The sequence below is a fragment of the Pseudoalteromonas sp. AWM4_233 genome (genome assembly GCF_056158285.1).
In genome coordinates, this window is record NZ_JBSWSZ010000001.1 from 2,863,441 (window position 1) to 2,875,858 (window position 12,418).

Annotated in this window: 10 protein-coding genes and 5 tRNA genes; 4 read left to right on the forward strand and 11 right to left on the reverse strand. The window is 41.4% G+C overall.

The window, feature by feature from the left end:
* Window positions 1-137: 137 nt before the first annotated feature.
* The 9 genes from lon to ACXAC4_RS12795 all read right to left on the reverse strand — a co-directional run bounded on the left by lon (window position 138) and on the right by ACXAC4_RS12795 (window position 6,908).
* Window positions 138-2,507 (reverse strand): endopeptidase La, encoded by a 2,370-nt coding sequence (lon, locus tag ACXAC4_RS12755; protein WP_138484085.1) that lies wholly within the window; start codon window positions 2,505-2,507, stop codon window positions 138-140.
* Between the two features lie 119 nt (window positions 2,508-2,626).
* Window positions 2,627-3,910, reverse strand: a complete 1,284-nt coding sequence (clpX, locus tag ACXAC4_RS12760) for an ATP-dependent protease ATP-binding subunit ClpX (RefSeq protein WP_138484083.1) — start codon at window positions 3,908-3,910, stop codon at window positions 2,627-2,629.
* A 180-nt stretch (window positions 3,911-4,090) separates the two neighbouring features.
* On the reverse strand, window positions 4,091-4,708 hold the full coding sequence (gene clpP, locus ACXAC4_RS12765) for an ATP-dependent Clp endopeptidase proteolytic subunit ClpP (protein ID WP_138484081.1): 618 nt from the start codon (window positions 4,706-4,708) through the stop codon (window positions 4,091-4,093).
* Between the two features lie 144 nt (window positions 4,709-4,852).
* A complete protein-coding gene (tig, locus tag ACXAC4_RS12770; protein WP_421963249.1) occupies window positions 4,853-6,157 on the reverse strand; it encodes a trigger factor in 1,305 nt (434 codons plus the stop codon).
* A 255-nt stretch (window positions 6,158-6,412) separates the two neighbouring features.
* Window positions 6,413-6,489, reverse strand: a tRNA-Pro gene (locus ACXAC4_RS12775).
* Window positions 6,490-6,513: 24 nt separating this feature from the next.
* Window positions 6,514-6,590, reverse strand: a tRNA-Pro gene (locus ACXAC4_RS12780).
* Between the two features lie 17 nt (window positions 6,591-6,607).
* Window positions 6,608-6,683: transfer RNA gene (locus ACXAC4_RS12785), tRNA-His, on the reverse strand.
* A gap of 25 nt (window positions 6,684-6,708) precedes the next feature.
* Window positions 6,709-6,785: transfer RNA gene (locus ACXAC4_RS12790), tRNA-Arg, on the reverse strand.
* Window positions 6,786-6,831: 46 nt separating this feature from the next.
* Window positions 6,832-6,908 (reverse strand) — tRNA-Pro (locus ACXAC4_RS12795).
* A 352-nt stretch (window positions 6,909-7,260) separates the two neighbouring features.
* Between ACXAC4_RS12795 and folD the strand changes: the two genes are divergently transcribed.
* Window positions 7,261-8,115 (forward strand): bifunctional methylenetetrahydrofolate dehydrogenase/methenyltetrahydrofolate cyclohydrolase FolD, encoded by an 855-nt coding sequence (gene folD, locus ACXAC4_RS12800; protein ID WP_058030727.1) that lies wholly within the window; start codon window positions 7,261-7,263, stop codon window positions 8,113-8,115.
* Window positions 8,116-8,172: 57 nt separating this feature from the next.
* Here folD and aroC read toward each other — a convergent pair whose 3' ends face one another.
* Complete coding sequence (gene aroC / locus ACXAC4_RS12805) at window positions 8,173-9,276, reverse strand: chorismate synthase (RefSeq protein WP_475162196.1); 1,104 nt, start codon at window positions 9,274-9,276, stop codon at window positions 8,173-8,175.
* Window positions 9,277-9,326: 50 nt separating this feature from the next.
* Window positions 9,327-10,262: a 50S ribosomal protein L3 N(5)-glutamine methyltransferase gene (gene prmB, locus ACXAC4_RS12810; RefSeq protein ID WP_138484075.1), complete on the reverse strand. Its 936-nt coding sequence runs from the start codon at window positions 10,260-10,262 to the stop codon at window positions 9,327-9,329.
* Between the two features lie 89 nt (window positions 10,263-10,351).
* Between prmB and smrB the strand changes: the two genes are divergently transcribed.
* The 3 genes from smrB (at window position 10,352) to ACXAC4_RS12825 (ending at window position 12,216) form a co-directional block, all read left to right on the forward strand.
* The gene (gene smrB, locus ACXAC4_RS12815; protein ID WP_475162197.1) at window positions 10,352-10,906 is read left to right on the forward strand and encodes an endonuclease SmrB; all 555 of its coding nucleotides are present in this window, start codon (window positions 10,352-10,354) and stop codon (window positions 10,904-10,906) included.
* A 94-nt stretch (window positions 10,907-11,000) separates the two neighbouring features.
* Window positions 11,001-11,801, forward strand: coding sequence for a response regulator transcription factor (locus ACXAC4_RS12820; RefSeq protein WP_138484071.1), 801 nt, complete (start codon window positions 11,001-11,003; stop codon window positions 11,799-11,801).
* A 175-nt stretch (window positions 11,802-11,976) separates the two neighbouring features.
* Window positions 11,977-12,216, forward strand: a complete 240-nt coding sequence (locus ACXAC4_RS12825; protein WP_475162202.1) for a hypothetical protein — start codon at window positions 11,977-11,979, stop codon at window positions 12,214-12,216.
* The last annotated feature ends 202 nt before the right edge of the window (window positions 12,217-12,418 follow it).

Below are 12,418 nucleotides of genomic sequence, written 5' to 3' on the forward strand. Positions count from 1 at the left end.
TTGTTATTACTACTAGAAAGTGAACTACTTTCTAATTCTTAAAATCTTTGTAAGCCTAAGCCACATAAGGCCTAGGCTTGAATCAGAGCTTAACTTATCACACCAATGTGATTTGAAAAGCCCTTTACAGCACTTTTTTAGCTATTTTCGACTTTTTTCTGAGTTTCAACAGAAAATGACTCGATTGGTTCAGCTAAAGCCAGTGATAACACCTCGTCAATCCAAGAAACTGGGTGAATTTCTAGGCCTTCAAGTACATTCTGAGGAATCTCTTTCAAGTCTCTTTCATTCACTTTAGGAATAACAACCGTTTTAATACCACCACGGTGCGCTGCCAGTAATTTCTCTTTTAAACCACCGATAGGCAGTACTTCACCACGTAGAGTAATCTCACCAGTCATCGCCACATCAGAACGAACTGGGTTACCTGTAAGGCTAGAAACTAAAGCAGTCACCATAGCAATACCGGCACTCGGCCCATCTTTTGGTGTTGCACCTTCTGGCACGTGTACGTGAATATCACGCTTTTCATAGAAGTCATCATTAATGCGCAATTTATCAGTGCGACTACGAACAACCGTCATAGCTGCCTGAATCGACTCTTGCATTACATCACCCAAAGAGCCTGTAAATGACAGCTTACCTTTACCTGGCATTGAAGCACATTCGATAGTCAGTAAGTCACCACCGACTTCAGTCCATGCCAAGCCAGTCACTTGGCCAATTCTGTCACCGTCTTCTGCTTTACCAAAGTCGTGGCGATGTACACCTAAATAAGACTCTAAGTTGTCACCATTAATAACAATTTGCTTATTGTCTTTGTTTAATAAGATGTCTTTAACCGCTTTACGACAAAGCTTTGAGATCTCACGTTCTAGGCTACGAACACCCGCTTCACGCGTGTAATAACGAATAATACCTATGATAGCGCTATCTTCGATTTCAACCTCACCTTCTTTCAAGCCATTACGCTTGATCTGCTTTGGAATAAGGTGCTGCTTAGAAATATTCAGCTTTTCATCTTCTGTATAACCAGATAGGCGGATCACTTCCATACGGTCAAGAAGAGGACCTGGAATATTGAAGCTGTTAGACGTCGCAACGAACATCACATCTGATAAGTCGTAATCGACTTCTAAATAGTGATCTGCAAAGGTGCTGTTTTGTTCTGGATCTAATACTTCTAACAATGCAGAGGCTGGATCGCCACGCATATCCGATGACATCTTATCGATTTCATCAAGCAAGAATAATGGGTTCTTTACCCCAACTTTACTCATGCTTTGAATGAGTTTGCCTGGCATTGAACCAATGTAAGTTCTACGGTGACCACGGATCTCAGCTTCATCACGAACACCACCCAGTGCCATACGCACATACTTACGACCCGTGGAACGTGCAATTGATTGACCTAAACTGGTTTTACCAACGCCAGGAGGACCCACTAAACATAGGATTGGACCTTTTAGTTTGTTGGTACGCTGTTGAACTGCTAGGTATTCAATAATGCGTTCTTTTACTTTCTCTAGGCCATAGTGATCAGCATTTAAGATTTTTTCAGCGCCAGCTAAATCTTTTTTCACCTTAGAACGCTTCTTCCAAGGTACATTGATCATGGTATCAATGTACGAACGCACGACTGTCGCTTCTGCAGACATTGGTGACATCATTTTTAACTTGTTCAGTTCAGCAGTGGCTTTTTCTTCTGCCTCTTTAGGCATTTGTGCTTCGCTGATACGCTTTTTCAACGCTTCAAATTCGTCAGGTACATCATCTAACTCACCTAACTCTTTTTGAATCGCTTTCATTTGCTCGTTCAGATAGTACTCACGCTGAGATTTTTCCATCTGCTTTTTAACGCGAGAGCGAATTTTTTTCTCTACTTGTAGTAGGTCAATTTCACCTTCCATGAGCGCCATTAAGTACTCTAAGCGCTCTGTTACGCTTTCAAGCTCTAAAACTTTCTGCTTTTCTGGTACCTTAATAGGCATATGTGCAGCCATAGTATCGGCTAATCGTGCAGCTTCATCGATGCCAGACACAGATGATAAAACTTCTGGTGGGATCTTCTTATTAAGCTTTACATAGCCTTCAAATTGGCTAATTGCACTGCGCACGAAAATATCTTGCTCTTGCTCATCAATATCTTGTGAAGCAACAAACTGTGCAGTCGCAGAAAAGTATTCATCGGTTTCGATGAATGATTCGATACGCGCTCTTTGCGTACCTTCTACTAGCACTTTAACTGTGCCATCAGGTAATTTTAATAACTGTAATACAGTCGCAATTGTACCTGTTGTATAAATTTCATCTGTTGAAGGATCATCAACCGCAGCATCCATCTGCGCGGCTAGAAAAATTTGCTTGTCTTTTTCCATCGCCGCTTCAAGACATCTGATCGATTTCTCACGACCAACAAATAGCGGGATCACCATATGCGGATACACAACAACGTCGCGTAAGGCCAACACAGGAATTTCGACTCGATCAGTTCTCTCAAGTGTCATTATTTTCTCTTCGCATTTTGGTTATTCGTTAATAATGGCAATATGGGGATTAAACCCATAAAGTTCAACCGATTGATAAAAAAAGGAGCCATTGGCTCCTTTTTTATACCGAATCTTAATTATTCTGAAACAGCTTTGTCTTGGTTGCCGTTTTCATAAAGAAGAATTGGATCTGATTCACCTTTAATCACAGTTTCATCAATAACGACTTTACTGACATCTTCTATCGAAGGTAAATCATACATGGTATCTAGCAGTACACCTTCAACAATAGAACGCAGGCCACGGGCACCCGTTTTACGTTCCATCGCTTTATGTGCAATCGCTTTAAGGGCGTCTTCTCTAAACTCTAGTTCAACACCTTCCATTTTGAAAAGTGCGCCAAATTGTTTAGTCAGTGCGTTTTTAGGTTCACTTAAAATCTGAATAAGTGCCGCTTCATCAAGCTCTGTCAGCGTCGCCACAACAGGAAGACGGCCAATAAACTCAGGAATTAAACCGTATTTAACTAAATCTTCAGGCTCAACATCTTTAAATGTTTCACTTAAAGAACGTTCTGAGTCTGACGTTTTAACGTCTGCACCAAAACCAATACCTGTGTTTTTATGGCTACGCTGTTCAATGACTTTATCTAGGCCAGCAAACGCACCACCACAGATGAACAAGATTTTAGAGGTGTCAACCTGCAAAAACTCTTGTTGAGGGTGCTTACGGCCGCCTTGTGGTGGCACTGACGCAACGGTACCTTCAATCAGCTTAAGTAATGCTTGCTGAACGCCTTCACCTGACACATCACGCGTAATTGATGGGTTGTCTGACTTACGAGAAATCTTGTCAATTTCATCAATATAAACAATACCACGCTGTGCTTTTTCGACATCGTAATCACATTTCTGTAGCAGTTTTTGAATGATGTTTTCAACATCTTCACCAACATAACCCGCTTCAGTTAATGTTGTTGCATCAGCCATCGTAAATGGTACATCAAGTAATCGCGCCAGTGTTTCTGCTAAAAGCGTTTTACCACTACCCGTTGGACCGATAAGTAGAATGTTACTCTTACCTAGTTCAACTTCAGACTTTACAGATTGATTCTTTAAACGCTTGTAATGGTTATATACAGCAACGGCTAACACTTTTTTAGCGTGCTCTTGGCCAATAACATAGTCGTCTAAGTGGTTACGGATCTCTTTAGGAACAGGTAGTTTGTCACCAGAATCATGCTTTGGTGCAATATCTTTGATTTCTTCCCTAATAATGTCGTTGCACAGATCGACGCATTCATCACAAATATAAACAGAAGGTCCAGCAATCAGCTTTCTCACCTCATGTTGGCTTTTGCCACAAAATGAGCAATATAAAAGCTTTGTATTTTTGTCGCCGTCTGTTGGTGTATCTGACATTCAGCTACCTCATCGTTTTGCGTTATCTGCTCTAGATAACAATAATCATGTTGTTAACTATATCAAAGAATCTAAAAATTAGCATAGTTAACATAGGGCAAATTAACTTTGCCCTGATTTATACCAATAATCTTAAATAAATGATCAATTTTGAGAAATATTGATGATTGGAATTATAACTTATTTTAAATCTCTGCGAGTGTGAACTGCATCGATTAGACCATAATCTAGTGCCTGCTCTGCAGTCATAAAGTTATCACGGTCTGTGTCGTGTGCTACTTTTTCGTATTCTTGGCCTGTGTGATCAGCCATTAAACGATTTAGTTTTTCTTTGATAGATAAAATCTCTTTTGCATGAATTTCAAAATCAGACGCCTGACCTTGGAAGCCACCTAATGGTTGGTGGATCATCACGCGAGAGTTCGGTAAGCAGTAACGTTTACCTTTTGCACCACCTGACAGTAAGAATGCGCCCATGCTCGCAGCTTGGCCAACACATACAGTACTTACATCAGGTTTGATGAAATTCATAGTGTCATAAATAGACATACCCGCCGTTACCGAACCGCCTGGCGAGTTAATGTATAAATAAATATCTTTATCAGGACTTTCAGATTCTAAGAATAATAGTTGCGCCACAATAAGGTTTGCCATGTGGTCTTCAACTTGTCCAGTTAAGAAAATAATACGTTCTTTTAAAAGACGTGAATAAATGTCAAAAGAGCGTTCACCTTTCGCTGTTTGCTCAACAACCATAGGGACTAATGCATTAAGTGGATCAAACATACCATCATTCATTGTTATTCATTCCTTAGGAGCCGCCAAAATCTCTGGCGCTGCGTTTTGCGGATATTTTACCTACAGAAAGTAAAATGGCTCGGATCCTCAATAAGAGTATCACGAGCCATTAAATCGTTAGCAAAGCTTTAAGTCAATGACTTATTAAGCACCTTGCTGTGGATTCATGATGTCGTCGAATGCTTTTTCAACATCAGTCACTGCAGCTTTTGCAAGAATCGCTTCAACAGCTTGCTCTTCCATAGCTACGTTACGCATTTGCTGCATCATTTGATCGTTTGATTTGTAGTATGCAACTACTTCACTAGGATCTTCGTATGCAGAAGCAACTGATGCAATTAGCTCTTCAACTTTAGCGTCATCAACTTGGATGTCGTTTGACTTGATCACTTCACCAAGAAGTAAACCAGTCTTAACGCGAGTTACTGCTTGCTCGTGGAAAAGCTCAGCTGGTAGCTCAGGCATGTTTTGCGCGTTGCCGCCAAAACGTTGCGCCGCTTGTTGACGAAGCGCGTCGATTTCTTGGTCGATAAGTGACTTAGGCACTTCAACTTCGTTAGTCTCTAAAAGACCTTTGATAGCTTGGTCTTTTACGTTCGCTTTAACTGCTTGAGTTAGCTCACGAGACATGTTCTTTTTAACTTCTTCTTTAAGTGCGTCAACGCCACCTTCAGCAACACCAAACTTAGTTGCGAATTCGTCGTTTAGCTCAGGAAGCTCTTGAACTTCTACTTTCTTCACAGTGATAGTGAATTGAGCAGGTTTACCTTTTAGGTTTTCAGCGTGGTACTCTTCAGGGAAAGTTACATCAGCAACAACTTCTTCGCCTGCTTTTTTACCAACGATACCGTCTTCGAAACCAGGGATCATACGACCTTGACCTAGCTCTAGAGGGAAATCTTCAGCTTTACCGCCTTCGAACTCTTCACCGTCAACAGTACCTAGGAAATCAACTGTTACACGGTCGTTTTCGCCAGCAGCTGCATCGCTTTCAGTCCAAGTAGCGTGTTGCTTACGAAGTGTTTCTAGCATGTTAGCTAGATCTTCGTCAGTTACATCAACAACAGGCTTTTCAACAGCGATTTTCTCAAGGTCTTTTAGTTCAACTTCTGGGTAAACTTCAAAAGTTGCTTCGAATACTAGCTCTTTGCCTTCTTCTAAAGACTTAGGTGCGAACGCAGGTGCGCCAGCTGGGTTTAGCTTTTCAGAAACAATTGCTTCGATGTAGTTGCGTTGCATGATATCGCCAGCAACTTCTTGACGTACAGCTGCACCGTAACGCTTAGCGATTACTTTTACTGGTACCTTACCTGGACGGAAACCATCGATACGCTGAGTTCTAGACAGTTGTTGTAAGCGTTTTTTAACTTCAGTCTCAACGTTCTCTGCAGGAACGGTGATAGTCAGACGGCGCTCAAGGCCTTGAGTCGTCTCAACAGAAACTTGCATGATTTACCTCAATCTTCATTTTTGGCGCCAATGCGCCTTCCTTAGAAACAAGTTGCACTAATTAGCTTAGTTAAAAACGCAATACGTGTATTTAACCCTATTAGACAATCTTGTTGCCTGCCCTACTGGGCGCTATGTTAAACAATAGACGCGGCATTATAACCGATTCATTGCTGTAGTCGAGCTATGAAGGTAAATAAATGGTGAATAACAGACTGACTGATTAAAAGATGACTAAAAAGAGAGAAGATAAGATGGTCGGCGATGCAGGATTTGAACCTGCGACCCCTTGGACCCAAACCAAGTGCGCTACCAAACTGCGCTAATCGCCGACAATAAATATATTTTTTGAGAAGTGGTCGGCGATGCAGGATTTGAACCTGCGACCCCTTGGACCCAAACCAAGTGCGCTACCAAACTGCGCTAATCGCCGATAAAAGAGTATGTAGATGGGGCGACTGATGGGGCTCGAACCCACGACAACCGGAATCACAATCCAGGGCTCTACCAACTGAGCTACAGCCGCCACTACATAGGGACTAAAATAAGAATGGCGCACCCTGAAGGATTCGAACCTTCGACCGACGCCTTAGAAGGGCGTTGCTCTATCCAGCTGAGCTAAGGGCGCAAACTCGAAGTAAACATCAAAAATGCTACTTTTCTTATTTTAAAAGTGGTCGGCGATGCAGGATTTGAACCTGCGACCCCTTGGACCCAAACCAAGTGCGCTACCAAACTGCGCTAATCGCCGATACCATTTTGTTATCTCCGAGAGTCCTCGTTGACAACGGGGTGCATAATAGTGATTTGACCGATTGAGGTCAAACATTTTTTTTAGAAAATATTTCAACTGCCTATTTTTACTTCAAAATGATGAATAAATAGCAAGAAATGATGAAAAACAAACAGTTTTCAGTAATTTTTACTTTATGTATAAAACTATATATTAATATAAAGATGATTCTTACCTTGGCGAATTAAGGCATTTCTGAGAAAATACGCACTTAGTGTTGCAATCGGTTGATTGTGACTAGATACAAAGTAACCCCAATAAATACACTTTGTATGATTCGTTCAAGTTTATAACCCCAATAAGGTCAATCATGACGGCAAACATAATTGATGGAAAGGCAATCGCCAAACAAGTTCGTACTAATGTTGCACAGCGTGTTGCTGAGCGAGTAGAACAAGGTTTAAGAGCGCCTGGTCTTGCAGTAGTTTTAGTAGGCCAAGATCCTGCTAGCCAAGTTTACGTAGGTTCAAAACGTAAAGCCTGTGAAGAAGTGGGTTTTGTCTCTAAATCTTACGATTTACCAGGCGACACCACAGAAACAGAGCTACTTGAATTAGTAGACACGCTAAATAATGATCCAGAAGTCGATGGCATTCTGGTGCAATTACCTCTGCCTGAAGGATTAGACGCAGAAAAAGTACTTGAACGTATTACACCGCATAAAGATGTAGATGGTTTCCATCCTTACAATGTTGGTCGCCTAGCGCAACGTATGCCAGCTCTTCGCCCATGTACACCAAAAGGCATCATCACTTTGCTCGATTCAACGGGTGTGAGATATAAAGGTATGCATGCAGTTGTAGTGGGCGCTTCAAATATCGTTGGCCGCCCAATGTCACTAGAACTATTACTTGCAGGTTGTACTACGACGGTTTGCCACAAATTCACGCAAGATCTAGAAGCACACGTTCGCCGCGCAGACTTACTTGTTGTTGCAGTCGGTAAGCCTGAGTTTATTCCAGGCGACTGGGTTAAAGAAGGTGCTATCGTGATCGATGTAGGTATTAACCGTTTAGAGTCTGGCAAACTAGTCGGTGATGTGCAGTACGGCATCGCTGAAGAAAAAGCCAGCTTTATTACACCAGTACCTGGTGGTGTCGGCCCTATGACTGTCGCAAGCTTAATCGAGAATACGCTTGAAGCCTGCGAAAAATACAACAGCTAAAAACTGTTACCCATAAAAAACGCCACTAAAAAGTGGCGTTTTTTGTTTTTGTCAGGCTTATGCAGGTTTCTGAGCTGGAATAGGCCCATGCGCAAGATTGACATGCGGGTTTTGGCCTCGCTGTCTTAATAAATGATCCATTAAAGTAATGGCTAACATGGCTTCTGCAATTGGAATCGCACGAATGCCCACACACGGGTCGTGACGACCCTTAGTGATCATCTCTACTGACTCGTTTTGCGTATTAATGCTCTGGCCCGGTATGGTAATACTCGAAGTAGGCTTTAATGCAATCGATGCGACAATGTCTTGTCCTGTAGAAATACCGGCTAATACGCCACCTGCGTGATTGCTGGTAAAACCTTCCGGTGTTAACTCATCACGGTGCTCAGAGCCCTTCTGCTCTATCACATCAAAACCATCACCAATTTCAACGCCTTTAACCGCATTAATGCTCATTAATGAATGAGCAATTTCAGCGTCTAGTCGGTCAAAAACAGGCTCACCTAGACCTACAGGTACGTTTTTCGCGACCACAGTCACTTTCGCACCAATAGAGTCACCCTGTTTTTTCAGATCGCGCATATATTCGTCGAGTGACTCTAATTTTGTGTCATCTGGAAAAAAGAATGGGTTTGTTTCTACCACTGACCAATCAAACTTTTCAGCTTTGATAGGACCCAATTGTGATAAACAAGCATTAATCTCAATACCATGAAATTGCTTTAGATACTTTTTAGCAATGGCACCTGCAGCAACACGGATTGCAGTTTCACGCGCTGAAGAGCGACCGCCCCCACGATAATCACGGTGACCGTATTTGTGCCAATATGTGTAGTCACCATGACCAGGACGAAACACTTCAGAAATTTTACTGTAGTCTTTCGAACGTTGATCGGTATTTTCAATTAACAGACCAATACTAGTTCCTGTCGTTTTACCTTCAAAAACGCCCGATAAAATTTTAATTTCATCACCTTCACGCCTTTGCGTGGTATAACGGCTTTGACCTGGTTTACGTCTGTCTAGGTCGAACTGCATATCCGCTTCTGTTAACTCTAGTCCTGCGGGTACGCCATCAACAACGCCTCCCAATGCTACCCCATGGCTCTCACCAAAGGTACTGACCTTAAAAAGTTGGCCAATGCTATTACCTGCCATTATTCACCCTCATTCCAAATGACATTTAAAAAACTGATTAACAATTAAATTTAATCAGCAAAATACTCGACGAGTTGTTGTTTTGAGATCATAAACACGCCTAATCCACCATGTTCAAACTCTAACCATGTAAATGGCGCGTTTGGATATAGTGCATCCATATGTACCATAGAGTTACCTACTTCAACAAATAACAAACCGTTATCAGTTAGATGTTCCGCCGCTTCTTGCAAAATAACACGAGTCACATCTAAGCCATCTTCACCCGATGCTAAACCGAGCTCTGGCTCATGGTGGAATTCTTCTGGTAAATCAGACATATCTTCCGCATCAACATACGGCGGGTTCGCCACGATTAGGTCATACTTCTGACCCGGTACACCACTGAATACATCAGATTGGATCGCAAACACCTGCTCTTGCATCATGTGCTCAGTAATATTGATATCTGCCACTTCTAGCGCATCAAAAGAGATATCAACCGCATCTACTTGCGCATGTTCAAACGCTTTTGCCAATGCAATCGCAATACATGCAGAGCCAGTACACATATCGAGAATACGCGTTACTTTTGTAGGCTCTGTGACCCAAGGTGCAAATTGCTTTTTGATCATTTCAGCAAATGGCGAACGTGGAACAAGTACCCGCTCATCTACATAAAAAGGCAAACCGCCAAACCAAGCCTGATTAGTCAGATATGGAACCGGCGTTCTGTCATTTACACGCGCTAAGATATAACCCATTAAATGTTGTTTTTCGCTACTGGTTAAACGCGCATTTAATAACTCTTTTGGGGTATCTAATGGCAAGTTTAAAACGGGTAAAACAAGGCTTACGGCTTCATCCCAGGCATTGTCGGTACCATGACCGTAAAACAGCCCATTATTCACAAACTGCGTCGTTGTCCAACGTAACCAGTCTTGAATCGTGAATAGTTCAGAACACGCTTCTTGCGCCAACTCATCTGTAATTTGTAACTCTGTCATACGGTACTCAATAATTTGACAATAATTCTGCTGCCATTGTAGCCGTTTTTCGGCTAGGTTTTTATGCTTTTTTTATTTAGAATGCGCCAATGAACAAAGATAAATCACACATAAGCATGCAAGACGACGACATCGACCTATTTCGTCAGTTAATTTCTGGTGCCACAAAGATAAAGCAAGATACTGTACAATTTAAACGTGATAACACCCCGTTTAAAGGCAAAATTGTTGCTGAACAAACTAAGCAACACAAAGCAGAATTTTATTTTTCTGACGAATATATCCCAGATATCGACACTCATGGCACAGTAAATTATGTGCGTGAAGGCGCTGATAAATTCTTAGCTAAACAATTACGACGTGGCGATATTGCGCCTGAGTTAATTTTAGATTTGCACGGTTTAAGTAAAGACAGCGCAAAAGAAGAGTTGGCTGCTTTGATCCATGCCTGTAAAAAACAACACCATTATTGTGCCTGTGTTGTACATGGTATTGGTGAACATATCCTCAGGCATAAAGTGCCTCAGTATTTGGTTCAACACCCAGATATTTTAGCAATGCATCAAGCTCCTCTTGAGTATGGTGGCAAAGGCGCAGTGTTGATTTTAATTGATATTCCCGAATCTGATATTTACAGACGCTAATTTGCCCTTTAAAAAGTCATTTCAAACTAGCTAATAGGATGTTAATTGGTTACATTAACGTCCTTATTTTGGTTAATTGAAAGTAGTACTAATCATGAATGAGCTTCTCAGTGCAGATCTCGCTATCCTGCTTGTTGAGCCCTCAGCAACGCAAAGAAAAATTATTGCAAAAGAGCTTGAATCTGAAGGCGTAACGAACATCGACTTTGCAGATACCGTAGACTCTGCAAAAAGCTTTTTAGAAAAACATAAGCCTGACCTAGTCATCTCTAGCCTTCACTTGAGTGATGGCAGTGCCCTTGATATTCAACAGTATATTGCTGAAGTCCAACCCGAACAGCCGATCCCTTTTATGTTGGTTTCAAGTGAAACACGCAAAGCCCAGCTTGAAGCGTTTAAACAATCTGGTGTAGTGGCGATCTTACCTAAGCCTTTTACTAAGGTGCACCTTGGTCGCGCACTCAATGCAACCTTAGACTTACTGTCTCCGCAAGAGCTTGAGCTTGAACTATACGATGTGCAAGATTTGCGTATTCTTATTGTTGATGACTCACGACTGGCGAGAAATCATATTCGTCGTGTGCTAACTAATTTGGGTGCAAGCCGTTTTACTGAAGCTGAAGATGGTGAACAAGCGATAAACTTCTTAAATGAACAGATGTTTGACCTCATTGTCACAGACTTTAATATGCCAAATGTAAATGGCCAAGAGTTAGCTGAGCATATTCGTAACTCAGGTGAGCACTCTCATATTCCTATCTTAATGGTGACATCTGAAGCCAATGACACTCACCTTGCAAACGTTGCACAATCTGGTGTTAACGCGTTATGCGACAAACCTTTTGAACCTGAAGTGGTTAAGCAGTTACTGCATTCAATTTTAGAGCAAGATTAACTAAAACTTAGTTTTTTTAGCCACCTCATATTGGTGAAAATAATCAACCCTTATTTTCACCAACCTTCCACAAAAATTAAAATCAAATAAAAACAAACACTTAAAATATTTTTATTGATTGGCACAACCTTTGTAATAGTTATTGCGACTAACTAATCATACAAAGGAGAACGTCATGAACTCACTAGTTAAAGCAACATTAATCAGCACGGTATTATTAACAGCTTCTTCAGTACAAGCTAATGAAAACCCGATCACAGCTGAAATTAGCAATCTGATCTCAAATGCGATTAGCGCAAGTATCAAAGAAGTTAAGAAAAATACACTTGAGACAGCATCTAAAGTATTGAAGTCTGAATCTGATAAGCATGCTAAAAAAGCAGTTAAAAACGACAAGGAAAAAAACAATGGCTAATGAATTAACGCTAGTGAGTCTTTTGGCAACCCCAGTTATCAGCCTGTTTGCCGTTTATTTAAGTGTTGAACTATTCAAACGCGTTGGTCAGTTAAATTTATGGGGGTAAGTATATGACTTACAAGCTTTACTCCCAAAGAACACCATTTCACTATTTTTCGCAGGCACAAAAAAGCCCGCAACCGCGGGCTTTTAAAAACTC